This is a genomic window from Pseudomonas sp. PK-RTE-24 (assembly GCF_054052265.1).
In genome coordinates this window covers 2,549,054-2,574,400 of sequence record NZ_CM133224.1, presented here as the reverse complement: position 1 = coordinate 2,574,400, position 25,347 = coordinate 2,549,054, and the positions used below count along the sequence as shown (strand labels likewise).

The following is a 25,347-nucleotide window of genomic DNA, read 5'->3' as shown; positions in this document are numbered from 1 at the left end:
GCCGCGCCACTTAAGGTCACACAGATGGACATGCAATCCCGAATTCGCCAGCTTTTCCAGGCCAGTATCGACACCAAGCAACAGGCGATGGACGTACTTGCACCGCACATCGAGCAAGCCAGCCAGATCATGGTCAACGCCCTGCTCAACGAAGGCAAAATGCTCTCGTGCGGCAACGGTGGTTCGGCCGGCGATGCCCAGCATTTTTCTTCGGAGCTGCTCAACCGCTTCGAGCGCGAGCGTCCGAGCCTGCCGGCGATTGCGCTGACTACCGACACTTCGACGATCACCTCGATCGCCAACGATTACAGCTACAACGAAGTGTTCTCCAAGCAGATCCGCGCGCTCGGCCAGCCGGGCGATGTGTTGCTGGCGATTTCGACCAGTGGCAACTCGGCGAACATTATTCAAGCGATCCAGGCCGCACATGATCGCGAAATGATTGTCGTAGCTTTGACCGGACGCGATGGCGGCGGCATGGCGTCGCTGCTGTTGCCCGAGGACGTCGAGATTCGCGTACCGGCCAACGTCACTGCACGTATTCAGGAAGTCCACTTGCTGGCGATCCATTGCCTTTGCGATCTGATCGACAGCCAACTGTTCGGGAGTGAAGAATGACCCCTAATCGCCTTGGCCTTCTGGCCTTGACCCTGTGCCTCGGCATCAGCGGCTGCACCTCGGTGGTGAACGCCAGCCGTGAAGCGCCGATCGAAGACGACCGTGGCACGCGCACCTTCGGCAGCAAGATCGACGACTCGCTGATCGAAACCAAAGCAGGCGTGAACATCGCCAAGGCCGATCCGGCACTGGACAACGACTCGCACATCGTCATCACCAGCTTCAACGGCGTCGTCCTGCTCGCCGGCCAGACTCCGCGCGAAGACCTCAAGGCCAAAGCCGAACAGGCCGCCGCCAACGTCCAGCGCGTGAAGAAGGTGCACAACGAACTGCAAGTGCTGCAACCGTCCTCCCTGCTCGCGCGCCAGAACGACGCGTGGCTGACCACCAAGATCAAGACCCAGATGCTCACCGACGCCAGCATTCCTGGCTCGCGCATCAAAGTCGTGACCGAGAACGGCATCGTCTACCTGCTGGGCCTGCTGACCAAACAGGAAGCCACTCAGGCAACCAATCTGGTTCAGGGTGTGTCTGGTGTGCAGAAGATTGTGAAGCTGTTCGAATACATCGACTGACCTGATTACGCAGGAGTTGTGTAGGAGCTGACAAGTGCAACGAGGCTGCGATCTTTTGATCTTGCTTTTAAAAATCAAAAGATCGCAGCCTCCGGCAGCTCCTACGCGACCAATGCAGGCACAAAAAAGGCGATCCATCCGGATCGCCTTTTTTTATTTCACAACCTTCAAGCTTGGCCGGCCACTCGGACGTGGCGGCTCGCTGCCCGGTGGCGGCGAGTCGTCATCCGGATCGATGTCTTCCTCGTCGTCCATCGGCAACTCGAGGTCAAACACCATGCCCTGGCCGTTCTCCCGCGCATAAATGCCCAGGATCGCGCTGATCGGCACGTAGAGACTGTGCGGAACACCGCCGAAGCGGCCTTCGAACGTCACCACGTCGTTGTCCATGTGCAGATGACGCACGGCACTCGGCGAGATGTTCAGGACGATCTGGCCGTCACTGGCAAAACCCTGTGGCACCTGCACCGCCGGGTACTCGGAGTTGACCAGCATGTGCGGGGTGCAATCGTTATCCACAATCCACTCGTAGAGCGCGCGGACCAGATAAGGTCGACTGGAGTTCATAGCGGCTCCTTAAGCCTTAGCGCATATCGCGTTCGACACCAGACAGACTCGCCTGGAAAGCCTCACGCGCAAACTGGCGCTCCATATAATCAAGCAGCGGCTTGGCCGGCCGCGGCAGTTCAATACCCAGAATCGGCAAACGCCAGAGTATGGGTAATAGGCAGCAATCCACCAGACTTTGTTCCTCACTGAGGAAGAACGGTTTGTCGGCAAACAGCGGCGAAACGCCGGTCAGGCTTTCGCGCAGTTCCTTGCGCGCCACGACCCGTGCAGCCTCTTTGCTCTTGGGATCCAGAATCAGATCCACCAACCCGCACCAGTCACGCTGAATCCTGTGGATCAGCAGACGACTGTTGGCCCGGGCCACCGGGTAAACCGGCATCAGCGGCGGGTGCGGGTAACGCTCATCCAGATACTCCATCACCACGGTCGACTCCCACAACGCCAGGTCACGATCGACCAGCGTCGGCAGACTGCCGTAAGGGTTCACCTCAATCAGTTTAGGCGGCTGGCGGCCCGCTTCCACGTAAATGATTTCGGCGCTGACACCCTTCTCTGCAAGCACGATGCGCACTCGGTGGGAATAGTGGTCGGCGGGGTCGGAGTAACAGGCCAACCGATTGGTCACGCCCATGGCGATCCTCCTCGCTTGTTGAATTTGTCGGAACCGGAAAAACGCGCGCGCCCAGAGGGCACCTCCCGCAGGGTCTGACTGAGCAGACCCTGCTTTAGCGGAGGCGCCCTTGGGCGCGCGCGATTAACAGCAATGCTTGAAGCGTATCAGTGCACGTCTTTCCAGTATTCACGCTTGAGCAGGTAGGCGAACACAAAGAAGAACGCCAGGTACAGCAAGACATAAGTACCGATGCGCTGATGTTGCAGCTTAACCGGGTTAGCCGAGTAAGCCAGGAAGGTTACCAGATTCTTGACCTTCTCATCGAACTGCTCTTCGTTCAGAGCACCGGACTTCGGCACGATGGTCAACTGATCACACGCTTCATGGGTCAGCGGCGTGCCGGTCAGCGGATCGTATTGCTTCTTGCCGTCCTCGACGATCTGCACCTGTTTGCAGCCGACGACCTGACGACCCTGCAGGCCGACCAGCACGTTAGGCATGCCGACGTTCGGGAAGACCTTGTTGTTCACGCCCCATGGACGCGCCGGGTCTTCGTAGAACGACTTCAGGTAACCGTAGAGCCAGTCGGTGCCGCGTACCCGCGCTACCAGAGTCAGGTCCGGCGGCGCTGCGCCGAACCAGGTCTTGGCGTCGGCCGGCTGCATGCCGATGTTCATGTGGTCGCCAATCTTGGCACCGGTGAACACCAGCTTCTCCAGCATCAACTCGTGCGGGATGCCGAGGTCATCGGCGACGCGCTCGTAACGCTGGAACTTGGCACTGTGACAACCCATGCAATAGTTGGCAAAGGTCCGCGCGCCATCCTGCAGGGCAGCTTTGTCGGAGACGTCGATATCGACACTTTCCAGTTCCGGGCCATGGCCCCCGGCAGCAAAAGCCAGGGAAGGCAGCGCAGTAAAAATCAGAGCAAGAAATAACTTTTTCATCAGCCAGTCACCCTTTCCGGAACCGGTTTGGTCTTCTCGAGCCGGGTGTAGAACGGCATCAGAATGAAGTAGGCGAAATACAGGAAGGTGCAGACCTGCGACAGCAACGTGCGCCCCGGCGTCGGCGCAAGAACGCCGAGGATGCCGAGAATCACGAAAGAAATGCAGAACACCACCAGCCAGATTTTGCTCATCCAGCCCTTGTAGCGCATCGATCTCACCGGACTGCGATCCAGCCATGGCAGCACGAACAGCACCGCAATCGCCGCGCCCATGGCGATAACGCCCATGAGCTTATCCGGCACCGCACGCAGGATTGCGTAGAACGGAGTGAAGTACCAGACCGGGGCAATATGCTCAGGCGTCTTGAACGGGTTAGCCGGCTCGAAGTTTGGTTTTTCGAGGAAGTAGCCGCCCATTTCCGGAAAGAAGAACACAATGAAGCAGAAGATGAACAGGAACACCACGACGCCGACAATGTCCTTCACCGTGTAGTACGGGTGGAACGCGATGCCGTCCAGCGGGATGCCATTTTCGTCTTTGTGCTTCTTGATATCGACGCCATCAGGGTTGTTCGAGCCCACTTCGTGCAGCGCCAGAATGTGCAACACCACCAGACCGAGAATCACGATCGGCAGCGCGACAACGTGCAAGGCGAAGAAGCGGTTCAGGGTGATTCCGGAGATCAGGTAGTCACCACGAATCCACTGGGTCAGATCATCGCCGATCAGCGGAATCGCACCGAACAGCGAGATGATCACCTGGGCGCCCCAGTACGACATCTGGCCCCAAGGCAGCAGGTAACCCATGAACGCTTCGGCCATCAGTGCCAGGTAGATCAGCATGCCGAACACCCAGACCAGCTCGCGCGGCTTCTGGTACGAACCATAGAGCAGGCCGCGGAACATGTGCAGATAGACGACGATGAAAAACGCCGAAGCACCGGTCGAGTGCAGCAGACGCAGGATCGAACCGTACTCGACGTCGCGCATGATGTATTCGACGGAGGCGAAGGCCTCTTCTGCCGACGGCGTGTAGCTCATCGTCAGCCAGACGCCGGTGACGATCTGGTTGACCAGCACCAGCAGCGCCAGCGAGCCGAAGAAATAGAAGAAGTTGAAGTTTTTTGGTGCGTAATATTTGCTGAGATGGTCTTCCCACATTTTGGTCGCGGGAAAGCGCGCATCAACCCAATCCATGAACTTGCTCATCACGCTTTCTCCGTATCGACGCCAATGACAATCAGCTCATCGGTCTCATAGGAATGCGGGGGAACTGGCAGGTTCAAAGGCGCAGGTTGCGACTTGTAGACGCGGCCAGCCAGATCGTAGTGGGAACCGTGGCACGGGCAGAAATAGCCGCCTACCCAGTCTTTGCCCAGATCCGCAGGTGCCACTTCGGGACGGAAGGTCGGTGAGCAACCCAAGTGCGTACAGATCCCGATCAGCAGGAGAATTTCCGGCTTGATCGAGCGTACTTCCGGGTCGACATAAGTGGGTTGCGTGGAGTTTTTGGAGGTCGGATCGGAGAGCTGACCCTCGATCTTCTTGAGATTCCCCAGGATTTCCTCGGTACGGCGGACAATGAACACCGGCTGGCCGCGCCATTCAGCAATCATCTGCTGGCCTGGCTCGATTTTGCTGACATTCACTTTCACCGGTGCACCGGCAGCTTTCGCCTTGGCACTGGGAAACCATGACCCCACGAACGGGACCGCAGCCCCCACCGCTCCTGCAGCACCCACCACGGATGTGGCTGCCACCAGGAAGCGACGCCGGCCTGCATTCACGCCGTCATTGCTCATTCAGTCCTCTCCCATCAGCTTTTTTGGCCTGTTAAATCAGGCGTCTACTAAATAAATCAAATGTTACTTATAAAAATTTTGCCCGAATGGTAATGAAAACCCCCAATTCTGACAAGGTTAATTCCCCGGGGATCAACCCCTCAAGCCTTGGAGTATAGGGGGTCTACGGCTGTGGCAAGTTGTCACAACGCAATTCTTTGATAAATCGCACGCATAAAAAAACGCCCGCTTCCGTGAGGAGGCGGGCGTTCTTTTTTGAACGCGGAAGCGGAATTAACGCTTCGAGTACTGCGGACGCTTACGCGCTTTACGCAGACCAACTTTCTTACGTTCAACTTCACGGGCGTCGCGGGTAACGAAGCCAGCTTTGCGCAGAGCGCTACGCAGGGTTTCGTCGTAGTCCATCAGAGCGCGGGTGATGCCGTGGCGGATTGCGCCAGCCTGACCACTTACACCACCGCCGATCACGGTGACGTAGATGTCGAACTTCTCGACAGTCTCGGTCAGCTCCAGCGGCTGACGAACTACCATGCGGGCAGTTTCGCGGCCGAAGAAGTTATCCAGCGAACGGTTGTTGATGGAGATGTTACCAGTACCCGGACGCAGGAAAACGCGTGCGGTTGCGGTCTTGCGACGGCCAGTGCCGTAATTTTGAGTCGCCGACATAATGAACTATTCCGTTAAATCTTCAGTTCTTGGGGCTGCTGAGCAGTATGAGGGTGTGCAGCGCCCGCATAGACTTTCAGCTTACGGTACATGTCGCGACCCAGTGGGTTTTTAGGCAGCATGCCTTTAACCGCGGTCTCGATCACGCGCTCAGGGGCTTTGGCGATCAGCTTTTCAAAGTTGATCGACTTGATGCCGCCCGGGAAACCGGAGTGGGAGTAGTACATTTTGTCAGTGGTTTTAGCGCCGGTAACACGGATCTGCTCGGCGTTGATGACGACGATGTAGTCGCCGGTGTCAACGTGAGGAGTGTACTCAGGCTTGTGCTTGCCACGCAGACGGCTCGCGATTTCGGTGGCCAGACGACCCAGGGTCTGACCAGCAGCGTCGACGACAAACCAGTCGCGCTTTACTGTTTCCGGTTTAGCAGTAAAAGTTTTCATTCTTTATAGCCTCAGGGGCCGCCTGTAAATAAGACGGCGGATCTTACTGAATAGTGCGTACTTTGACAAGTCAAAGGCAGCCGGATACAGACGCTTTCGGGGGCTCGGGTCGGCGCGTCCGTTCAACGGCAAGATTCTTCGGCGGCGGCGCATCACTTCCACTGCAGAAAGAGGTCGGCAATTATGCAGATTGCGAAAAATTTTTCAACCTGCTTTTATGATTGTTTTGCCCAAGGAGCACCCGATGGACTATCGCCAGCTAGGCCGTACCGATCTGAACGTGAGTGCAATCTGCCTCGGCACCATGACCTGGGGCGAGCAAAACACTGAAGCTGAAGCCTTCGCCCAGATCGAAAGGGCCAAGGAAGCCGGGATCAATTTCCTCGACACTGCCGAAATGTATCCGGTGCCGCCCAAAGCCGAAACCTACGCCACCACCGAGCGCTACATCGGCAATTACTTCAAGAGTCGCGGTGACCGTGCCGACTGGATCCTCGCCAGCAAGATCGCCGGCCCCGGCAACACCATCGATTACATCCGCGACAAGAACCTGCGCCACAACCGCCAGCACATCACCGAGGCGCTGGACGGCAGTCTCAAGCGCCTGCAGACCGATTACATCGATCTGTATCAACTGCACTGGCCGGAACGCAGCACCAACTTTTTCGGACAGCTGGGCTACAAGCACAAGATCGAAGCCAACCTGACGCCGCTGGAAGACACCCTCGAAGCCCTCGACGAACAGGTGAAGGCCGGCAAGATTCGCCACATCGGTCTGTCCAACGAGACGCCGTGGGGCACCATGCGCTTTCTGGCTCTGGCCGAAGCCCGTGGCTGGCCGCGTGCAGTGTCGATCCAGAACCCGTACAACCTGCTCAACCGCAGCTTCGAAGTCGGCTTGGCCGAGATCGCCATCCGCGAACAGTGCGGCCTGCTCGCCTACTCGCCACTGGCGTTCGGCTTCCTTTCCGGCAAGTACGAAGGCGGCGCCCGACCACCGAAAGGCCGTCTGAGCCTCTACAGCCGCTTCAGCCGCTATTTCAACCCGCAATCCGAAGCGGCGTGCAGCCGTTACGTTGCATTGGCCCGTGAACACGGTCTGGACCCGGCGCAAATGGCACTGGCCTTCGTGACCCAGCAACCGTTCGTCACCAGCAACATCATTGGCGCGACGACGCTTGAGCAACTGGACAGCAACATTGCCAGTTTTGATCTGAAACTGTCCGATGAAGTGCTGGCCGGGATCGAGGCGATTCACAAGGATCATCCGAATCCCGCGCCGTAACTGACCGCCAAAAGCTTCGCGAGCAGGCTCGCTCCCACAGGTACCGTGATCCCCTGTGGGAGCGAGCCTGCTCGCGAAGAGGCCAGTCGGATTACCTCAACAGCGGAACGCGGAGCGTCCCCGGCGGCATTCCCACGCAGAGCGTAGGAACGATCATCAGAGCGACCGCGCAATAATCTCTTTCATGATTTCATTGGTGCCGGCATAAATCCGCTGCACCCGCGCATCCGCCCACGCCCGGGCCACCGGGTATTCCCACATGAAGCCGTAGCCGCCATGCAGTTGCACGCATTCGTCGAGCACTTTGCATTGCAGGTCGGTGCCCCAATATTTGGCCATCGCCGCCGTCGGCACATCGAGTTTGCCTTGCAGATGCAACTCCAGGCAGCGGTCGACAAAAACCCGGCCGATCTGGATCTCGGTAGCCATCTCGGCCAGTTTGAAGCGGGTGTTCTGGAAATCGGCAATCGACTTGCCGAACGCCTTGCGATCACGGGTGTAATCCAGCGTCCATTGCAACGCCGCTTCAGCCGAGGCCAGGCCGCCAATCGCCACGGTCAGGCGCTCTTGCGGTAACTCCTGCATCAGATAGGCAAACCCGGCCCCCGCCTGGCCGAGAAGGTTCTCCTTCGGCACGCGCACGTCCTGGAAGAACAGTTCCGAGGTGTCCTGCGCCTTCATGCCGACCTTCTCCAGGCGCTTGCCCTTCTCGAAGCCCGGCGTATTCGCCTCCACCAGGAACAGGCTGGTGCCCTTGGCCCCGGCCTTCGGGTCGGTCTTGGCCACCACGATCACCAGGTCAGCCAGAAAGCCGTTGGTGATAAAGGTTTTCGAGCCGTTGATCACATATTCGTCGCCGTCGAGCACCGCCGTGGTTTTCACCCCTTGCAGGTCGGAACCGGCGCCAGGCTCGGTCATGGCAATCGCCGTAACCATTTCGCCCGAGACCAGTTTCGGCAGGTATTTGTGTTTCAGCGCCTCGCTGCCGTAATGCAGGATGTACGGCGCGACGATATCCGAGTGCAGGGAAAAGCCGATGCCGGTGAGTCCCAGACGCCCGACTTCTTCAATCACCACGGTGCTGTAGAGGAAATCCGCGCCCAGCCCACCGTACTCCTCCGGCAGATGCGAACAAAGCATCCCCGCCTCCCCCGCCTTGTTCCACAGTGCGCGATCGATGTGCCCCTGCTTCTCCCACTGCGCGTGATACGGCACGGCCTCTTTTTCGAGGAAAGTTCGCACGCTGTCGCGGAACAATTCGTGTTCGGGGCTGAACAGGGTTCTAGGGATCATGCGGCACCTTTCTTTGTTGTTGGAGGGATTCGGCTCTCAGAGACTAAGCCCCGCTTCCGCTACGGGACACTGGACACATCCGACAAAAAATAAGACGATCCAGCCGTCTGGTGACCACTTTCCCTTATAAAAACAAAACAAAAGTTGAATTATGTCTAAGCACGTCTCCCCGCCCTTGCGGCGCGTCAGCATCCTGGCCATCGACCGGGTTTTCGCTTACACCCTCATGCAGGCCAAGGATTTTTTCCATGTGGCCAGCCTGCGTTACGGCAAACAACTGGGCCACGGCCTGACACCGGCGTTTGAAACGCGCCTGGTCAGCCCCGATGGCAAACCGGTAAAAAGCTTCAGCGACGTGGTCATGCCAGTCGACGGTGGCTTGGAAAACGCCGATGTGATCATCCTCCCGGCGTTCTGGGACGACTTCGATACGCTGTGCGGCCGTTACCCGCAAATCCTGCCGTGGCTGCGCGAACAGCATGCGCGCGGCGCGGTGTTGTGTGGCGAAGCCACCGGGGTGTTCTGGCTCGCCGAAGCCGGGTTGCTCAACGGCAAGGAAGCGACCACCTACTGGCGCTTCTTCAATGCCTTCGCCGAGCGCTTCCCCAAGGTCTATCTGAATCAGGACAAGCACCTGACCGATGCCGACAATCTCTACTGCGCCGGCGGTACTACCTCGGCCTGCGATCTCTATATCTATCTGATCGAACGCTTCTGCGGCGCGAACGTGGCGCAAGCCGTGGCCCGCGACATCCTCTACGAAGTGCAGCGCAGCTATTCGCCGGGACGTATCGGTTTCGGTGGGCAGAAGCTGCATCAGGACGTGATCATCCTGCAGATCCAGCAGTGGCTCGAAGAGCATTTCGCCGACAAGTTCCGCTTCGAAGACGTCGCCCGCGAGCACGGCATGAGCATCCGCAACTTCATGCGCCGCTTCCAGACCGCCACCGGCGACAAACCGCTGCACTACTTGCAGCGCCTGCGCATCGAGACGGCCAAGGGCCTGCTTTCGGGCACGCGCAAGAGCATCAAGACCATCAGTTATGAGGTCGGTTACGACGATGCGAGCTTCTTCGCGCGACTGTTCCGCCAGCACACCGAACTGTCGCCTAACCAGTATCGGCAACAGTTTCAGCAGGCTGCGTAAACTTCCGCCAGACTGACGTCCCTGTGGGTGTAGTCCTTCCACGGGGACCGACTTGTAAGTTGTGATTCGTCCGACACAAATGAACGAAAACAGAACAGCGTCTGGCTGTGTTTTACGACTGTTCGGACGTGCCTGCGCCGACCAGACTACTTCCCAAGCACATCGCATCAGGGAAGATCAACAGTGACCATCGGCTCCAGCTACAACTATCCCTCACGGGCTCCTGGCCTTGAAAAACGCAAAAAACGTTCGCCACAGAACAACTGGAAAGCCCGTTTCCCCAATCCGCCGGACCTGTGTTTTGACTACCGCGCGTTACTGGAGCAGCCAGGCGGAATCGCCCGAGCGACTGATTCGAGCCATCGAATCTGCATCATCGGCGCAGGCATCACAGGCCTGACGGCAGCGAGAGAATTGCTGCGCTGCGGCTTCACCCAGATCACGCTGATCGAACAGTCCTCGCGAATCGGCGGCAGGCACCTGACCGTTCCCGGCAGTCCTCAATCCAAGGCCAGCCATACCCCGTTCGAAATGGGTGCGATGCGTATGCCTTTGTTCAATCGCGAAGGAGAATCGCCGAAGGAAGGTCGTTCGCTGATGGCCTACTACGCGACGATATTCGACCTGGCCCTTTCAGACTTTGCCAATCCCGGCAGCCAATGGGTCAAATCAACCGGCATCTATCTGCGCGAGGGCAGCCTGTCAGAGCAGGCTACGCCGCAAATGCTTATCTGGAAAAACGCCGACGGTCAGACCCGCCCTCCCGGCGAGGAGCTGCGAGCGGTGTATGCAAAATGGAGAGCGTTCGCCGACCGCATGACCCGGCACGTTTGCGACAGTTATGCGAGCGAGGAATGGGAGTCCATGTGGGCAGCTATTGTCGCCAGGTATCACGCCATTTCCTTCCGTGATCTGGTGAGCATGCCGGTGCTGCAACGCTGGAAAAAAGACGCGCCGGGCGATTTTGGCGGGATGGGAATGTCGCCAGAGGAATCGGCCATTTTTTATGCCATCGGCATCGGTGACGGCAGCTGGGGCGCATTTTATGATGTCTGTGCACTGTACCCGCTGCGCACTGCCATATTCGGGTTCAGCAGTCACTTGCAACTGGTGCTGGGTCGGGTAGATGAAAAAGGCGATCCTCTGCCTGACTCACCGCATATCCGCAGCAATGCGGTTTTCGATTCAACCGGGCTGCAGTTCGAAGGCCCGCGCTACCTCGGTCTCGCGGCGCTGAGTGAAAGCCTTATGTTCATCAAACCTGATGAAACAGCGAAGTCTTTCCACGAACACAGCCTGCAATACCGCGAAGGTTTGCTGACTGATAGCGCCGTCACTCGGCTGAAAAAGCTCGACAGCGGTAAAACCCGTGTCTACTACAACTGGAAGCAAAGTCGCCCCCATCAGGCCCAGGAACATTTCAGCGATTATGACTCCGTGATCATGACGCTGCCTTCGTGGTTGATCGAAACACGAATCAGGCTTGAAAACTTCACGGCACAAATGCTGCCGTTCGAAACGATCAATGCGTACAAGACTGCACATTGGGAAACCAGCTGCAAAGTGTTCGCGCCGCTGAAGAAATCCTTCCTGTCCGGCAATACCGCCATCCCCCAAGCGATCGTCACGGACAGTTTTATCCACGATGTTTATACCTACCGCTATAACGATCACTACAGCTACGACTGCATTCTTCTCAGTTACACCTGGGAAGATGACGCTACCAAACTCTGCTGTTTCAGCGACAAGGAGCTGGTCGCCAAATGTGCCGAAGAACTTGATCGAATCCTGATGAACTGCAGCAATATCGGGCAGCGCATCTCGCCTTTCATTGGCCTCAATCAGGCCGTCGTACAGCGCTGGATCACCGATAAGAACTCACTGGGGTGCGCCAAACTTTACCGCCCCGGCGCCTACTACGACGCTGTAAGCCTGATGAAATACAACCGCGACTATTCCAGTGTTTCCGGGCTGTATCTTTCTGGCGAGTCGTTTTCAGTGGATGCCGGCTGGACCGAGCCCTGCTTTCGCGGTGCCATCGATGCGGTGATTCATATTTGCGAAAAAACCTCGGCGCAGTTCAATGGCGGCTTCCAGATAACCGACTATCCACACTACCAGGCCGGACCATGAAGTTTTCAGTCACGCAATTCAGCGTCCTGAACGTGCATCGTCGATATGTGTTTAATCGTCCTAGGAGGCGTACTACAACTTAACCGGAAAGCGCCGACTTACCTTCCAGTGCTGACTCGACTCTTATGTTCCCCGCCACCCGATGGCGTGAAAACAACAATAAGGGATCATGAAAAATGAGTGAGTCAACAAGCCCTGTTCGTGTTGCGGTTGTGCAATGTGATCCGCAGGTCGGTACGCAAAATCGTGCAGCGAATCTGAGTAATAGCCTGGAGTTGGCACTGCAGGCGGTCAATGGCGGTGCCAACCTCATCGTTTTGCCCGAGCTGACAAACACCGGTTATTTCTTTCGCACTCGACAGGATGCGTTCGATCACGCCGAATCGGTTCCGGATGGGCCGAGCGTGAGCCGATGGGAGGATTTTGCCCGCCAGCATCAGGTGTATCTGGTAGCAGGGCTGACCGAGCGCGAAGGGGCACGGTTGTACAACACAGCCGTGTTGTTGGGACCTGACGGTTTCATCGGCAAATACCGCAAGGCGCACCTGTGGAATCTGGAGAAGCTCTGGTTCACCGCAGGCGATAGCGGTTTCCCGGTGTTCGAAACGCCGATCGGTCGTATCGGTCTGCTGATCTGCTGGGACATCTGGTTTCCCGAGGTCCCGAGAATCCTCAGCCAGCAGGGCGCGGACATTATCTGCAGCCTGAACAACTGGGTCTGGACACCACCGCCCTTGTTCGATGACGCCGGCAAGTGCATGGCTTCGTACCTGACCATGACCGCGGCGCACGTCAACAATGTGTTCATTGCGGCGGCCAGCCGAATCGGCGAAGAGCGTGGCGCTCGTTACCTTGGATGCTCTTTGATTGCTGGCACTAACGGCTGGCCGATTGGCCGCGTGGCGTCCGCCGACCAGCAGGAAATCCTCTACGCCGATATCGACCTGACCAGCTCGCGCAGTGCGCCAATCTGGAACGACCTGAACGATTTGCACCGTGATCGGCGCTGTGATGTCTACGATCGAATGCTCGGTTACACCCAGCATCCGTGCCTGCCGCGTTAACCGGAGGCCGGGCTATGGACATTCACGCAAAGCAACGCAAAACAATCGTGGCCAGAACCGCGATGGACAGCACCATTATCGGCCTGATTCTGGGTGCGACGGTTTTGATTGGCTGGCTATCGCTCACCCATCATTCGTTGTGGTCGGCGCGCTGGCCGGACTACAGCCATATGGTTTCGAGTTTTCCCGACGCTGCTGCCTGGCTGCGTTGGGTGCTTGGAGATATCAGCGAGGTGGCGTTTTATAAACACGAGTTTGCCTCGATTGGCCTTCTGGCCGGTGCATATCTGGGCTATTGGGCTAATCGAACGGGAAAAGCCTGGCAAGGCTTCACGATCTGTTACGGCAGCGGGCTCTGGCCGTGGCTGGTGACAAGCTCACTACTGGGTCTGGTGCTGAGCAATTTGCTGTGGGGCTGGACCGTCACCGCGACCAGTTGGCAGCCCACCTTCGCGGCATTCGTGTCGTTGCCTGCCGCAATGGTATTGATGTTCGGTGCAGGCTGGAAGGTCGCGATCAACGGAGCCATCATGGGCGCCCTGTTCGTGACACCTCTGTGTCTGCTGATGGTCAATTACGTATGCAACCCACTCGGTTTGCCCGTGGTGATTGGCAATGTTTCGGGCATGGCCATCGCCAGCATCGGCGCCTTCGTGCTTTGTCGCTACGTGCCAAGCCTGGTGAGACCAGCGGAGCCCGAGCCGGCTGCCGAGGAAGTCAGCATGACCGTGTCCGGCAAGGCGCCGGGTTATGGCGTGGTATGGAGCATGCGCCGGGTCTTGGCGGATTTCTCCGAGGCACCTTTCTTCGGCAATGAATGGGCGAGCCTGGGACTGATTGTCGGTGCGTTGCTCGCATTTACACTCAACCCGATGAGCCCGGTCTACGGCACTGGTCTGCTGCCGCAATTGCTGGTCGGTCAGGCGCTGACCTCGGCACTGGGCGTGGTGATCTGGCGCAGGCAGTGGATGGAGCGCGGTTGGTATCCGACTTATGTGCCGCTGGTGTCCGTTGTTCCGGCTGCGATCCTTACCTTCGGCGGCGCTTGGCAAGTGATCATCTCCAGTGCGCTGCTCGGCGCCCTGATCGCCCCGCCACTGGCCTGCGCCCTCGCGCAGCGGCTGCCAGGCTTCATGCATGGCTTTATCGGTAACGTGTTGTCGATGGCTCTCAGTACGCTATTGATCCTGCCAATCGTCGGATGGCTGGCCAGCCACTGATCTTTCCCCTGCCCCGGCTGGCATCTGGATAGTCCCCGGTACAGTCGGTCTTTCTTCGCGAGGTATCACATGGAACTGCCAAAACTGGCCATTGCCGCGCTCGGCGGCACTGTCAGCATGCAATCGACGCAAAACGGCCAAGGCGTCGTTCCGGCGGTGTCCGGCGAAGCGTTGCTGAACACCGTGCCGGAGTTGAATATGCTCGCACGAGCAACCGTCGAGACTTTCGGTCTGTTACCCAGCGCTTCGCTGGATTTCGAATACCTCTTGGACGTATTGAACTGGGCCAACGCGCAGATCAGCCAAGGCGTGGCCGCAGTCATCATCATCCAGGGCACGGACACTCTGGAGGAATCCGCCACTTTCTTCGATTACCTGTGGGCGCACGACGAGCCATTGGTGCTGACTGGCGCCATGCGCTCTGCCATGCAAGCGGGGGCTGATGGCCCGGCAAACCTGCTGGATGCTGGTCGCGTTGCGTTGGCGGCATGCAGTCATGGGCGCGGAGCACAGGTGGTTATCAACGGCGAGATTCACCGCGCCAGTAGCGTGCGCAAAGTCGATTCAATGGCCATGCACGCCTTCGCCTCGCCCTTGACCGGCCCTGCTGGCTTGATAGTGGAAGGCGCTCCGCGCTACTTCCATGCGCCGGTTGCGCGCCATGTTTTGCCGATGCCCCGAGACACCCGCCAGAATATTGCTTTGCTGGAAGCTTCGCTCGGTGCAGACAGTCTGCTGCTAGAGAAGGTTGTGGAGCTAGGTTACGCCGGCCTAGTGATCGCTGGCTTCGGTGCCGGCCATGTTTCAGCGGACTGGGCCAACGTCATCGAAGGCATTGCCCGACATATTCCGGTGATCATCGCCACCCGCACCGGTTGTGGCGCGACGGCGCAAGTGACCTATGGCTTCGTCGGCAGTGAAATCGATATGACGCGTAAAGGTGCCGTGATGGCTGGGTTCCTATGCCCGCGCAAAGCAAGAATTCTGCTCTGGCTTCTGGTTGGCTGCCAACAGCAATCAACGTTGGCAACCTGCCTCGCTGAACTGGCCCCATAAAAAAAGGCCTGCAATCGCAGGCCCTTTTTTGTCGCCGAGACTCCGCTTAAGGCTTGTGCGCCCGCGACAGAAACTCGTGGGATTGCATCTCCAGCAGTCGGCTCAGCGTGCGCTGAAACTCGAAGGTCAGGCGTCCGCCGGTGTACAGATCCTTCAACTCGACTTCGGCAGAAATGATCAGTTTGACGTTGCGGTCGTAGAATTCGTCGACCATGTTGATGAAGCGACGGGCGATGTCGTCGGTGGTGACGCTCATCTGTTCGACGCCGCTGAGCAGCACGGCGTGGAAAATCTTGCCCAGTTCGATGTAGTCGTTCTGGCTGCGCGGGCCGTCGCACAGTTCGCGGAAGTCGAACCAGGCCACGTCGTCGCAGGTGCGCAGAGCGCGGATTTCGCGGTTCTCGATGATCAGCACATCGTTTTCCACCGCTGCCGTGCACTCCGGCGTCAGTGCCTTGAAGCTCTTGCGCAGGCTTTCGTGGGCGGCTTCGTCGAGCGGATAGTGGAACAGCTCGGCTTGCTCGAGGTGACGCAGACGATAGTCAACACCGCTGTCGACGTTGACGATCTCGGTGTTCTGCTTGATCAACGCGATGGCGGGGAGGAAGCGCGCGCGCTGCAGGCCATCCTTGTACAGGCCGTCCGGCACGATGTTCGACGTCGCGACCAGGGTCACGCCGTTCTTGAACAACTCTTCCATCAGCGTGCCGAGGATCATCGCGTCGGTGATGTCGGAGACAAAGAATTCATCGAAGCAGATCACCCGCGACTCGGCCGCGAAGCGCTTGGCGATGATGGTCAGCGGGTTCTTCTCGCCGCCCAGGGTCTTCATTTCTTCGTGCACACGCTTCATGAAGCGGTGGAAGTGCGTGCGGGTCTTTTCCTTGAACGGCAGCGCTTCGAAGAAGGTGTCGACCAGGTAAGTCTTGCCGCGACCGACGCCGCCCCAGAAATACAGGCCCTTGACCGGCGCCTGATCCTTTTTGCCAAACAGCTTGCCGAACAGACCCGGCTTGTTCTGGTCAGCGGCGATCAAGTCGTCGTACAGACGCTGCAAGTGACGCACGGCAGTTTCCTGCGCGGCGTCATGGAAGAAGTCCGGGCGTTTCAGATCAGCTTGATATCGTTCTAGGGGCGTCATAATTCGTTAGCAAGGCAACAAAAACGGGCCGTCACTGTAGCGACGGCCTATGGGAATGGCAATCGGCCCTTGGTCGGGTCGTGCCGCCGATCAGTCTTGAGCTGGAGTCAGTGCGACGCGCAACGCCTCGATGGCGGCGTCCCGCGCACCGATGCTGGCAAACGCCGGGCTGTCGCCCACGCACTCACCGGCCAGCCAGACGCTGAAGCTCAGGTCATCAGTACGCACATCCAGCGACTCGCCGGACTGCAACTGTTTGGTCACCTGGCCGGCAGTCTTGCCTTCGGCGAAGTTGCGCGACAACAGCAATTGCTCGCCATCGGCCGCCAGCAGACGGAAACGGAAGCTGCCGTCGTCCTCGCGGAAGCTGACGAAACGTGCGGCTTTCGCGGCTTTCTTCTTGGTGGCGGCGGCGACCTGAACCTGATTGACGAAAGAACGCAGGCCAACGGCTTCACGCAATTCGTTGAGGAACGGAGTGGCCACGGCGCGGGCCTTCTTCGCACCAATCTGCAGGATGTCTTCCAGGTCCGCCGGACGCTCGATCAACTGGTGATACTTCTCGCGCGCCTCGCCCAGCTCATTGTCTAGCAACTGGAACAGGCGATTCTTCGCCTCGCCCCAACCCAGACCACCGAGCAGTTCGCTGCGGAATTCGTCAGCCTGCGCCGGGGTGGCGAAGGCCTGGAACAGAGTGAACAGGTGCGAGTTGTCCGGATCTTTCGCTTCGCCCGGGGCCTTGGAGTCGGTGACGATCCGCGAGATCGCGTCCTTCATTTCTTTCGCGCTGCTGAACAGCGGAATGGTGTTGTCGTAGCTCTTCGACATCTTGCGACCGTCGAGGCCTGGCAAGGTCGCCACGCTTTCTTCGATCAGCGCTTCGGGCATGGTGAAGAACTCTTTGCCCTGGCCGAACAGATGGTTGAAACGCTGACCGATATCGCGGGCCATTTCCACGTGCTGAATCTGATCGCGACCGACCGGCACCTTGTGCGCGTTGAACATCAGGATGTCCGCCGCCATCAGCACCGGATAGCTGTAGAGGCCCATGGTGATGCCGGCATCCGGGTCTTCACCCGTCTCAACGTTCTTGTCCACCGAGGCCTTGTAGGCGTGCGCGCGGTTGAGCAGGCCCTTGGCAGCGACGCAAGTCAGCAGCCAGGTCAGCTCGGGGATTTCCGGGATGTCGGACTGGCGGTAGAACGTCACGCGGTCGACATCGAGGCCACCGGCCAGCCAGGTCGCGGCGATTTCCAGACGCGAGCGCTGGATGCGCAGCGGGTCATCGCATTTGATCAGGGCGTGGTAGTCGGCCAGGAAATAGAACGAATCGGCCTGGCTGTCGCGGCTGGCGAGGATTGCCGGGCGAATGGCCCCAGCGTAGTTGCCCAAGTGCGGCGTGCCAGTGGTGGTGATGCCGGTGAGAATGCGGGTACGGTTGGTCATGGGTAATCGCTTGTCAGACTGCAATCAATTCGAGAGACGCGGCAGCAGCAGATCCTTGAGATCGGTCAGCTTGCCGTGAAAAAAGTGTCCGCATTCTGCCACTTTCAGCAGCTCATGGGGGCGCTGGAGTTGTTCCGACCACTGGTAGACCAGTTGCGGATCGATGACTTCATCGGTTTCCGGCTGGATCACGGTCAACCCGCCGTGCTGCGGCAGTTGATCCTCCTCGCCCAGACGCATCACCGCCGGGGCAACCATGAACAGGTGCTCAAGCTGCACGCCCTGGGCTTCGAGACGGCCGCCGAGACTTGCTGCAACAAATCCGCCGAAGGAGAAACCGAACAGGGTCAGCGGCAGATCCGGGTGTTTTTCCCGCAGCCATGTGGCGGCGGCCTGGGCGTCGTCGACTTCACCGGTGCCCATGTCATGCGTGCCCTGGCTGGCGCCGACGCCGCGATAGTTGAAACGCAAGGTGATCAGGCCTGCGTCGCGCGCGGTGCGCTGCAGGGTCGAGACGACCTTGTTGAGCATGGTGCCGCCCTGTACCGGGTTCGGATGGCAGATCAGCGCGATGCCGCGCGGCTGCTCGTTATCCAGATACAAAGCCTCAATTTGGCCGACAGGGCCGTCAATCACTACAGGGGTTTCACGCATCAGCAAGGGAGGAACTCCGTGACCTCGAATCGGGTCGACTCGTCTAGCAAATTGTCTGTGCCAATCTATTGCGAGTGAATCGCGGTATACAGCGCAGGTTCGAGCCGTTAACGTAAAGCAAAGCCGTTTATAGAGGAAGGACTCGTGGAACACTCGCTCTTAGTTTGGTTGTTACCGACTCTTGCCCTGGTTGTGGGTGTCGCCATTGGATTCCTGATCGCGCGCGTTGCGCCGAACGCCGCACCGAGCCGCACGCAGCGTCAACTGGATGATATCCAGGAGCGTTTCGACAGTTATCAGAACGAAGTGGTCACCCACTTCAACAGCACAGCGATGCTGGTCAAGAAACTGACCCAGAGCTATCAGGAAGTGCAGGACCACCTCGCCGAGGGCGCCAATCGTCTGGCCCTGGACGAGCAGACCCGCCAGCGCCTGATCGCCGCCCTGCACGCCGACGCAGCGCAGGCACCACGTGAACGCCTGACGCCACCGCGCGATCAGGAACCACCGCGTGACTATGCACCGAAGAATCCAAACTCGCCGGGCATGCTCGATGAGCATTATGGTCTGAAGAAGTAATCGGGTTTCGCGCCCAACAAAAAGCCTCCGGACAATGCTGTTGTCCGGGGGCTTTTTTGTATCGGCTGATTTTGCGGTGACAACACTGGCCTTTTCGCGGGCAAGCCCGCTCCCACAGGGGTCAGGTGTGGAACACAGATTTTGTGGCCACCGCCAATACCTGTGGGAGCGGGCTTGCCCGCGAAGAGGCCGGCACTGCCCAGACAAAAAAATGCCCGATCACAGGATCGGGCATTTCTTCATTCAGGCAATCGCTTATGGATACTGCTGCACCGTACCCGGCTGTTGCTGCTGACCACCATACTGCTGGCCCGGAATCGCCTTCAGGTTGACTTCGACCCGGCGGTTCTGCGCGCGGCCATTCACGTCGCCGTTGCTGGCAATCGGGTTATCCGGGCCGGCGCCACGGGCCGACAGGTTGGCACCGCTGACACCTTGCGAGGTCAGGTAGGTCGCCACGCTCTGCGCACGACGCTGGGACAGGTCCATGTTGTGCTGGCGGCTGCCGGTGCTGTCGGTGTAACCGACGATTTCGATCTGGTTCTGGTTGAACTCCTTCAGCGAGTTGGCCAGGTTGTTCAACGGCTGGTAGAAACTCGGGGCAATGTTCGCCGAATCGGTGGCGAAGGTGATGTTGCCCGGCATGATCAGCTTGATCTGATCGCCCTGCCGCTGCACTTCAACGCCAGTGTTGGCCATGCTCGCGCGCAGTTTCTTTTCCTGCTGGTCGGCGTAGTAGCCGTAGCCTGCTGCGGAGGCACCGACGACAGCAGCGCCGATCAAGGCGCCCTTGCCACGGTTGTCGTGACCGATGGCGGCACCGGCGAGTGCGCCGGCCAGTGCACCAAGGCCACCGTATTTGGCGGTTTTGCTCATGCCTTGCGAGCCACCGTCGGCCTGACCCTGATTGTCATACGGATTAGGCGAGGCGCAGCCGGACAGCACGGCCACGGCAGTAGCGACAATAATCAAACGACGCGTGGTGAACATGGAGAGCTCCTGGTTTTCTGCATTCTGTGGTGCAGCGGCCACTGATCAATCAATGGACCTGCGCGGGCGTTGGATCATGACAATGCCTAAAAATTCCGCCCGCTGCCCGTGACAAAAAATTCAGGCACGCACAAACGGGTTCTCACGCATCTCATCACCCAGACGCGTGTCCGGACCGTGCCCGGTGACAACCGTTGCGTCCTCGTCCAGCGTATACAGCCGCTGTTTGATCGAACGCACGATGGTCGCCTGATCGCCACCCCACAAATCCGTGCGCCCTACCCCGCGACGAAACAGCGTGTCGCCGGCTATCAACAGCTTAGCCTCGGAAAACCAAAAGCTCATGGACCCGGGTGTATGTCCCGGCGTGTGCAGTGCCACACCGCAACCGCAGGCGAGTTCTTCGTCATCGCTCAACCAGCGATCCGGCGACGGCACCGGGGTGTAAGGCACGCCGAACATCTGGCATTGCATTTCAAGGTTGTCCCAGAGGAATTGATCCTCCTTGTGCAGATGCAGGGTCGCGCCGGTTTTCTCCTTCATCTGCCCGGAAGCGAGAAAGTGATCGAGATGGGCGTGGGTGTGGATGATGCTGACGACTTTCAGGCCATGGGCGTCGAGGCGCGCCATGATCAAGTCTGGGTTGCCGCCCGGGTCGACGACGATGGCTTTTTTTGTGAGCGGGTCGCCGATGATCGTGCAGTTGCACTGGAGCGGGCCGACGGGGAAGGTTTCGCGGATAAGCGCAGGGCTGGGCGTGGTCATGGAAAAATCCTGGACAGGGTCAACGCCGTTGGCAACGGCCGATGGCGAATTTTACCGTCGCTAGAGCAATAACCCCAACGCCTTCGCCCGCGCCACCGCCTGCGTACGCCGCTCAACCCCGAGCTTGCTGTTGATATGGCTGGCATGGGTTTTCACGGTGTGCAGGGAAATGAACAACTGCTCGCTGATTTCCTGATTGGAACAGCCTTGGGCGATCAGGCGCAGCACGGCCAATTCCCGGCTGCTGAGTTGTTCGGTAGTTGAGCTTTCTACGCTCGGTCGCGGCGCGGCTGTTGGGAACTGTGTGAGCAATTGCTGGCTGACGGCGTGGCAGGAAAGCGCCTGCAATTGCCCGCGCATCCAGTCGGCATGACTTTTCAGCAGCGCATCGAAGGGCTGGAAGACGCCGCCGGCCGCAGCTTCCAGCGCCTGACTCAACACCTTGCGCGCATCGGGCTCGCGTCCACTGGACAGCAACAGCGCCACCTTCTGCGTCAACGCCATCACGCTCAGCAACTGCCGGCCGGTCCGCTGGCCGTTTTCATGCAACACGTTCAGCCGCCCTTCGGCGAGCATCGGTTGCCCCTGAATCACATCAAGCAGCGCCTGTTGCAGTTCCACATGCAGCGGCAGCTGCGGATGAAACTCTGGCGGTGCCGCAGCGTGTTCGCCGGTGTAGGTCTGGCCCAATCGTGCAAGCCACGCCTCGGCAAGATCAATCCGGCCCTGGGCCAGCCACAGTTCGCATTTGACCAGGGTGATCATCGCCAGATAGTAGATCGGCGGTACGTCCCAGATGTGCATCAGGCGTTCGGCTTCGGCGAGTTCGGCGAAGGCCTTCGCGAATTCGCCACTGGCGCCGTCCAGCCGAGCGATCACGCAGTGGCCGATCAGCACGCTGATGTCGCGACAGGCGCGCGCCTCGCCAATGCCGGCCAGCAGACGCACGCGTGCGGCTTGCGGCTGCAAACGCATCGCCAGCAGGAAACCTTCGTACAACGTCAGCCGCGCGCGCACGGCGTACAGGCGTTGCGGCGACAGACCGCGCAAGCGTTCCAGGCCCTGATGCACTTCATCCAGCGCGCGCAGAATCTCGCCCCGCGATTGCAGAACCCGCGCCCTGTCGTAATGCGCCAGTGCTTCGAATAATGGATTGCCGACCCGTTGCGCCAGCTCGAGGGATTCACGGTTCAGCCCACGGGCGCGCCACAGATCGCCGTCGGCGATCGCCAGATTGGACAAGGTCGACAGGCACATCAGCCGCTGGCCATAACGCTTGGCCGGCAGGCTCTCCAGCGCTTCACTGCAATAACGCAGGGTCAAATCGCGATGGCCGCGCCCGCGAGCGATGATCCCGCTCAGCGCCAGCCACTGCGCCAGCATCGACTTCTGCGCGGTGGCCGAAGGCGCCGGCAGGAAACGGCTCAAATGGCTGGCCAGCTCTTCAGCGGCGTCGAGCTGACAGGCCAGCCCCAGCGCCCAGCTGTAGAGCACGATCAGCCGTGGCGTGCTGATCAGCAGGCTGTCGGGCAAGTCCATTTTCCAGCGCAGCAGCATGCCGACGTTCTGCTCGGCGAGCAGCTGTTCTTCGGACAGGTTCTGTACCAGATTCGCCGCGACGTCGAGATGCCCGGCACGCAACGCCTGCTCCACCGCTTCGTCGAGCAGGCCTTGCGCATTGAACCAGCGGCAGGCGCGCAAATGCAGGGTAGCGTTGGGCACCATCGCCTGGGCGATCGGCCGGCTGCGCAACAAGTCAGAAAACAAATGGTGATAGCGATACCAGTGACCGTGCTCGTCCAGCGGCACCAGAAACACTTGGTGAGCGAGGAGAAAACGCAGGATCTCGGCGCTGTCGTGGGCTTCGCGGACGGCGTCGCACAGCTCGCTGCAAAAGCGTTCCTGCGGAGCGGTTTCGTAGAGGAAGGATTGCACTTCGGCGGGCAGGCAATCGATGACTTCTTCGAGCAGATAGTCGCGAATCAGCCCTTCCCCGCCGTTCAATGCTTGCGGCAGCGCGGCATCGTTGCCCGCCTCGGCCACCGCCAGCAGCCAGAAGCGCAGGCCGGCGACCCAGCCTTCGCTGCGCTGGATCAGGCTTTCCAGTGCTTCGCCGCGCAGTGAGCTGCTGTGGCGGTCGAGCAAGGTCAGGGCTTCGTCGTGGGTCAGGCGCAAGTCCTGTTCGTGCAGCTCGAGCAACTGCCGCGACAGGCGCAGACGCGCTAGATGCCAGTCCGGGCGCTGACGGCTGGTGACCATCACCAGCAAGCCATCGGGCAGATGATTGAGGAAGAATTGCAGGCAACGATCCAGCACCGGCCCTTGGGCGAGGTGGTAGTCGTCGAGAACCAGCAGCAACGGCGCGGCAGGATCGAGATGCAGCGCCAGCTCATCGAGCAGACCGTCGAGCCATTCTTCAAAAGCGAATGGCTGATGACGCTGACGCATTTTCAGCAGACCAAGAGCGCCAGCGCCCAAGGCCGGAAAGTAGTCCTGCAGACCTTCGAGCAAGCGCTCGAGAAAACGTCCGGGATCATTGTCACGCGGACTCAAGCCCAGCCAGAGACTTTGCCAGTGCGCCGGCAGGCTCTGACAGAACTCCACCGCCAGCGAGCTTTTGCCGAACCCGGCCGGGGCGCTGACCAGCAGCAACCGACCTCCGAGCCCGGCCTGCAGACGCTGGCAAAGGCGCGGCCGCAAGACATAGCCATCAGGCAGCGGCGGGCGGAAAAAACGCCCGTCCAGTGCTGCGACGGTGATGCTTGCGGGACCCGGAAGTGGGGACAGATCAGTCATGGCCGGCTCTTGTTCGAAGGCGATTGGCGGCGTTGCAGATGTCCGCAGCCTAGCCTTAAACGAAGAGGTAATGAAGGTCGCTGCTACAAATGGCTACAAAAAGGCTACAGACACAAAAACGCCCCGAACCGGTCGGGGCGTTTTCACGAGGATGCGGCCTCGGGTTTACGCAGGTTTAGCGAACACCATCCTGACGCAGAGCGGCCGGGGTGAAGTCGCTGGTGGTAGCGGTGAAGCCGAAGTCATACGCCTGCTTCTCTTCGTTCTTCATGCCCAGTGCCAGATAGCGGCCGGACTGCAGGTCGTAGAGGGTTTCGAGGGCGTACCACGGCACTTGCTTGTCGTAGTAGTTCTCGGCATGCGCCTCGGCTACACGCCACAGTTGGCCGCGACCGTCATAGTGGTCGATGACCGCTGCCTGCCAGGTGTCCTCGTCGATGTAGAAGTCACGCTTGGCGTAGATGTGGCGCTGGCCTTCCTTCAGGGTCGCGACCACGTGCCAGACGCGGCGCAGCTCGTAGCGTGCCAGGTCCTGGTTGATGTGACCGGCCTTGATGATGTCCGAGTACTTCAGTTTCGGATCGTCGAGCTTGTAGCTGTCGGAGGCGATGTACATCTCTTTCTTGCCTTCGAGCTTCCAGTCGTAACGATCCGGCGCGCCGTTGTACATGTCGAGGTTGTCCGAGGTACGCAGGCCGTCGGCGGCAGTACCCGGGCCGTCATACGACACTTGCGGTGCACGGCGCACACGACGCTGCCCGGCGTTGTAGACCCACGCCGAACGCGGCTCCTTGACCTGATCGAGCGTCTCGTGCACCAGCAGTACGCCACCGGCCAGACGCGCCGGCGCGGTCACTTTCTGCTTGAAGTAGAACAGGATGTTGCCCGGGTTCGCCGGATCGTAGTCCTTCATCTTGTCGCGGAACACGAACTGATCCTGGAAGTACACCAGGCTGTACGAGCCGTTCGGTTGCGGCGTGGCCTGGGTCACCAGACGGGTCACGCTCCCGCCGCGATAGCGGGTGATGTGGTTCCAGATCACTTCCACACCGGTTTTCGGGATCGGGAATGGTACGGCGGTATCGAAGTTTTCCAGACCGTTGCCGCCGGACACCAGGTTGGTGCTGGTGGCGTTCTTCTTGATCGCGGCGAACACGTCATCCGGCACGGTGGCGCCGCGATGGGACGGATAGACCGGCATCTTGAAGGTTTCCGGGTAGCGCTTGAACATCGCGTACTGGCCCGGCGCAAGCTTGTCCTTGTACTTGTCGACATCCTTGGCGGTGATGGTGAACAGCGGCTGCTCACTGGCGTAAGGGTTGGACAGGAAGCCCTTGCTGTCGACGCTGCCGGCATTTTTCGGCAGCGGTTTCCAGGCCGGGATCGAACCGTCGGCATTACCGGCCATTTCCGCGCCCATCGGCGTCAGGCTCTTGCCCAGTTTATCCGCTTCGGCAGCAGGCACCGCCGCCATGACGCTGGTCGCCAGCAGCGACAGGCCCAGAACACCGGCGTGGAACAGACTCTTTGTTATTTTCATAA

At 59.4% G+C, this 25,347-nt stretch carries 24 protein-coding genes; 9 read left to right on the top strand and 15 right to left on the bottom strand.

The window, feature by feature from the left end; translation table 11 throughout:
• Positions 1-24 precede the first annotated feature (24 nt).
• Positions 25-618 (top strand): phosphoheptose isomerase, encoded by a 594-nt coding sequence (locus ACV8MC_RS11610; protein WP_008082788.1) that lies wholly within the window; start codon positions 25-27, stop codon positions 616-618.
• Positions 615-1,193 (top strand): BON domain-containing protein, encoded by a 579-nt coding sequence (locus tag ACV8MC_RS11605; RefSeq protein ID WP_024014250.1) that lies wholly within the window; start codon positions 615-617, stop codon positions 1,191-1,193. Before ACV8MC_RS11610 ends, ACV8MC_RS11605 begins: the two co-directional genes overlap by 4 nt.
• 153 nt (positions 1,194-1,346) lie before the next feature.
• Here ACV8MC_RS11605 and ACV8MC_RS11600 read toward each other — a convergent pair whose 3' ends face one another.
• From ACV8MC_RS11600 to rplM, 7 genes are all read right to left on the bottom strand, one after another.
• On the bottom strand, positions 1,347-1,760 hold the full coding sequence (locus tag ACV8MC_RS11600) for a ClpXP protease specificity-enhancing factor (RefSeq protein ID WP_016773263.1): 414 nt from the start codon (positions 1,758-1,760) through the stop codon (positions 1,347-1,349).
• Between the two features lie 16 nt (positions 1,761-1,776).
• On the bottom strand, positions 1,777-2,394 hold the full coding sequence (locus ACV8MC_RS11595) for a glutathione S-transferase N-terminal domain-containing protein (protein WP_007961620.1): 618 nt from the start codon (positions 2,392-2,394) through the stop codon (positions 1,777-1,779).
• A gap of 146 nt (positions 2,395-2,540) precedes the next feature.
• On the bottom strand, positions 2,541-3,323 hold the full coding sequence (locus ACV8MC_RS11590) for a cytochrome c1 (protein WP_016773262.1): 783 nt from the start codon (positions 3,321-3,323) through the stop codon (positions 2,541-2,543).
• Complete coding sequence (locus ACV8MC_RS11585; RefSeq protein ID WP_016773261.1) at positions 3,323-4,534, bottom strand: cytochrome b; 1,212 nt, start codon at positions 4,532-4,534, stop codon at positions 3,323-3,325. Before ACV8MC_RS11585 ends, ACV8MC_RS11590 begins: the two co-directional genes overlap by 1 nt.
• Entirely contained in the window at positions 4,534-5,127 is a 594-nt protein-coding gene (gene petA / locus ACV8MC_RS11580) for a ubiquinol-cytochrome c reductase iron-sulfur subunit (protein WP_041479967.1), read from the bottom strand. Before petA ends, ACV8MC_RS11585 begins: the two co-directional genes overlap by 1 nt.
• A gap of 273 nt (positions 5,128-5,400) precedes the next feature.
• Positions 5,401-5,793 carry a 30S ribosomal protein S9 gene (gene rpsI / locus ACV8MC_RS11575; RefSeq protein WP_003228056.1) on the bottom strand — a complete coding sequence of 131 codons (393 nt, stop codon included), beginning with the start codon at positions 5,791-5,793 and terminating at the stop codon, positions 5,401-5,403.
• Positions 5,794-5,807: 14 nt separating this feature from the next.
• The gene (gene rplM, locus ACV8MC_RS11570; RefSeq protein WP_003228062.1) at positions 5,808-6,236 is read right to left on the bottom strand and encodes a 50S ribosomal protein L13; all 429 of its coding nucleotides are present in this window, start codon (positions 6,234-6,236) and stop codon (positions 5,808-5,810) included.
• Positions 6,237-6,480: 244 nt separating this feature from the next.
• Between rplM and ACV8MC_RS11565 the strand changes: the two genes are divergently transcribed.
• Positions 6,481-7,521: an NADP(H)-dependent aldo-keto reductase gene (locus ACV8MC_RS11565; RefSeq protein ID WP_039761359.1), complete on the top strand. Its 1,041-nt coding sequence runs from the start codon at positions 6,481-6,483 to the stop codon at positions 7,519-7,521.
• 156 nt (positions 7,522-7,677) lie between these two features.
• Here ACV8MC_RS11565 and ACV8MC_RS11560 read toward each other — a convergent pair whose 3' ends face one another.
• The gene (locus ACV8MC_RS11560) at positions 7,678-8,814 is read right to left on the bottom strand and encodes an acyl-CoA dehydrogenase family protein (protein WP_041479969.1); all 1,137 of its coding nucleotides are present in this window, start codon (positions 8,812-8,814) and stop codon (positions 7,678-7,680) included.
• Between the two features lie 250 nt (positions 8,815-9,064).
• Here ACV8MC_RS11560 and ACV8MC_RS11555 point away from each other — a divergent pair, with 250 nt between their 5' ends.
• The 5 genes from ACV8MC_RS11555 to ACV8MC_RS11535 all read left to right on the top strand — a co-directional run bounded on the left by ACV8MC_RS11555 (position 9,065) and on the right by ACV8MC_RS11535 (position 15,434).
• Positions 9,065-9,961: a GlxA family transcriptional regulator gene (locus tag ACV8MC_RS11555; RefSeq protein WP_163012735.1), complete on the top strand. Its 897-nt coding sequence runs from the start codon at positions 9,065-9,067 to the stop codon at positions 9,959-9,961.
• A 183-nt stretch (positions 9,962-10,144) separates the two neighbouring features.
• Positions 10,145-12,094, top strand: a complete 1,950-nt coding sequence (locus tag ACV8MC_RS11550) for a flavin monoamine oxidase family protein (RefSeq protein WP_457265324.1) — start codon at positions 10,145-10,147, stop codon at positions 12,092-12,094.
• 176 nt (positions 12,095-12,270) lie between these two features.
• Positions 12,271-13,158: a nitrilase family protein gene (locus tag ACV8MC_RS11545; protein WP_038860996.1), complete on the top strand. Its 888-nt coding sequence runs from the start codon at positions 12,271-12,273 to the stop codon at positions 13,156-13,158.
• 14 nt (positions 13,159-13,172) lie between these two features.
• A complete protein-coding gene (locus ACV8MC_RS11540; RefSeq protein ID WP_457265322.1) occupies positions 13,173-14,378 on the top strand; it encodes a hypothetical protein in 1,206 nt (401 codons plus the stop codon).
• Between the two features lie 69 nt (positions 14,379-14,447).
• Positions 14,448-15,434 (top strand): asparaginase, encoded by a 987-nt coding sequence (locus ACV8MC_RS11535; protein ID WP_150741837.1) that lies wholly within the window; start codon positions 14,448-14,450, stop codon positions 15,432-15,434.
• Between the two features lie 46 nt (positions 15,435-15,480).
• Here ACV8MC_RS11535 and zapE read toward each other — a convergent pair whose 3' ends face one another.
• From zapE to ACV8MC_RS11520, 3 genes are all read right to left on the bottom strand, one after another.
• Positions 15,481-16,575, bottom strand: a complete 1,095-nt coding sequence (gene zapE / locus ACV8MC_RS11530) for a cell division protein ZapE (RefSeq protein WP_150638826.1) — start codon at positions 16,573-16,575, stop codon at positions 15,481-15,483.
• Between the two features lie 90 nt (positions 16,576-16,665).
• Positions 16,666-18,021 (bottom strand): tryptophan--tRNA ligase, encoded by a 1,356-nt coding sequence (locus ACV8MC_RS11525; protein ID WP_457265319.1) that lies wholly within the window; start codon positions 18,019-18,021, stop codon positions 16,666-16,668.
• A 24-nt stretch (positions 18,022-18,045) separates the two neighbouring features.
• Positions 18,046-18,675, bottom strand: coding sequence for an alpha/beta hydrolase (locus tag ACV8MC_RS11520; RefSeq protein WP_252878192.1), 630 nt, complete (start codon positions 18,673-18,675; stop codon positions 18,046-18,048).
• A gap of 144 nt (positions 18,676-18,819) precedes the next feature.
• Between ACV8MC_RS11520 and ACV8MC_RS11515 the strand changes: the two genes are divergently transcribed.
• Positions 18,820-19,254 carry a YhcB family protein gene (locus ACV8MC_RS11515; RefSeq protein WP_042609742.1) on the top strand — a complete coding sequence of 145 codons (435 nt, stop codon included), beginning with the start codon at positions 18,820-18,822 and terminating at the stop codon, positions 19,252-19,254.
• Positions 19,255-19,509: 255 nt separating this feature from the next.
• Here the strand turns inward: ACV8MC_RS11515 and ACV8MC_RS11510 are convergent, their stop codons facing one another.
• The 4 genes from ACV8MC_RS11510 to ACV8MC_RS11495 form a co-directional block, all read right to left on the bottom strand.
• Complete coding sequence (locus ACV8MC_RS11510) at positions 19,510-20,244, bottom strand: OmpA family protein (RefSeq protein ID WP_041479972.1); 735 nt, start codon at positions 20,242-20,244, stop codon at positions 19,510-19,512.
• Between the two features lie 120 nt (positions 20,245-20,364).
• Positions 20,365-21,009 (bottom strand): MBL fold metallo-hydrolase, encoded by a 645-nt coding sequence (locus ACV8MC_RS11505; RefSeq protein ID WP_041479973.1) that lies wholly within the window; start codon positions 21,007-21,009, stop codon positions 20,365-20,367.
• Positions 21,010-21,069: 60 nt separating this feature from the next.
• Positions 21,070-23,805, bottom strand: a complete 2,736-nt coding sequence (locus tag ACV8MC_RS11500) for a LuxR C-terminal-related transcriptional regulator (protein ID WP_457265316.1) — start codon at positions 23,803-23,805, stop codon at positions 21,070-21,072.
• Between the two features lie 175 nt (positions 23,806-23,980).
• The gene (locus ACV8MC_RS11495) at positions 23,981-25,345 is read right to left on the bottom strand and encodes a DUF1329 domain-containing protein (protein ID WP_024014265.1); all 1,365 of its coding nucleotides are present in this window, start codon (positions 25,343-25,345) and stop codon (positions 23,981-23,983) included.
• Between the last annotated feature and the right edge of the window lie 2 nt (positions 25,346-25,347).

Bases quoted from the DNA above. Each gene is read 5' to 3' on its own strand.
- ACV8MC_RS11535 (WP_150741837.1), top strand. From the start codon at position 14,448: ATGGAACTGCCAAAACTGGCCATTGCCGCGCTCGGCGGCACTGTCAGC.
- ACV8MC_RS11525 (WP_457265319.1), bottom strand. From the start codon at position 18,021: ATGACCAACCGTACCCGCATTCTCACCGGCATCACCACCACTGGCACG.
- ACV8MC_RS11565 (WP_039761359.1), top strand. From the start codon at position 6,481: ATGGACTATCGCCAGCTAGGCCGTACCGATCTGAACGTGAGTGCAATC.
- ACV8MC_RS11505 (WP_041479973.1), bottom strand. From the start codon at position 21,009: ATGACCACGCCCAGCCCTGCGCTTATCCGCGAAACCTTCCCCGTCGGC.
- ACV8MC_RS11600 (WP_016773263.1), bottom strand. From the start codon at position 1,760: ATGAACTCCAGTCGACCTTATCTGGTCCGCGCGCTCTACGAGTGGATT.
- rpsI (WP_003228056.1), bottom strand. From the start codon at position 5,793: ATGTCGGCGACTCAAAATTACGGCACTGGCCGTCGCAAGACCGCAACC.
- ACV8MC_RS11495 (WP_024014265.1), bottom strand. From the start codon at position 25,345: ATGAAAATAACAAAGAGTCTGTTCCACGCCGGTGTTCTGGGCCTGTCG.
- petA (WP_041479967.1), bottom strand. From the start codon at position 5,127: ATGAGCAATGACGGCGTGAATGCAGGCCGGCGTCGCTTCCTGGTGGCA.
- ACV8MC_RS11545 (WP_038860996.1), top strand. From the start codon at position 12,271: ATGAGTGAGTCAACAAGCCCTGTTCGTGTTGCGGTTGTGCAATGTGAT.
- rplM (WP_003228062.1), bottom strand. From the start codon at position 6,236: ATGAAAACTTTTACTGCTAAACCGGAAACAGTAAAGCGCGACTGGTTT.
- ACV8MC_RS11595 (WP_007961620.1), bottom strand. From the start codon at position 2,394: ATGGGCGTGACCAATCGGTTGGCCTGTTACTCCGACCCCGCCGACCAC.
- ACV8MC_RS11560 (WP_041479969.1), bottom strand. From the start codon at position 8,814: ATGATCCCTAGAACCCTGTTCAGCCCCGAACACGAATTGTTCCGCGAC.
- ACV8MC_RS11500 (WP_457265316.1), bottom strand. From the start codon at position 23,805: ATGACTGATCTGTCCCCACTTCCGGGTCCCGCAAGCATCACCGTCGCA.
- ACV8MC_RS11540 (WP_457265322.1), top strand. From the start codon at position 13,173: ATGGACATTCACGCAAAGCAACGCAAAACAATCGTGGCCAGAACCGCG.
- ACV8MC_RS11510 (WP_041479972.1), bottom strand. From the start codon at position 20,244: ATGTTCACCACGCGTCGTTTGATTATTGTCGCTACTGCCGTGGCCGTG.
- ACV8MC_RS11610 (WP_008082788.1), top strand. From the start codon at position 25: ATGGACATGCAATCCCGAATTCGCCAGCTTTTCCAGGCCAGTATCGAC.
- ACV8MC_RS11605 (WP_024014250.1), top strand. From the start codon at position 615: ATGACCCCTAATCGCCTTGGCCTTCTGGCCTTGACCCTGTGCCTCGGC.
- zapE (WP_150638826.1), bottom strand. From the start codon at position 16,575: ATGACGCCCCTAGAACGATATCAAGCTGATCTGAAACGCCCGGACTTC.
- ACV8MC_RS11585 (WP_016773261.1), bottom strand. From the start codon at position 4,534: ATGAGCAAGTTCATGGATTGGGTTGATGCGCGCTTTCCCGCGACCAAA.
- ACV8MC_RS11520 (WP_252878192.1), bottom strand. From the start codon at position 18,675: ATGCGTGAAACCCCTGTAGTGATTGACGGCCCTGTCGGCCAAATTGAG.
- ACV8MC_RS11590 (WP_016773262.1), bottom strand. From the start codon at position 3,323: ATGAAAAAGTTATTTCTTGCTCTGATTTTTACTGCGCTGCCTTCCCTG.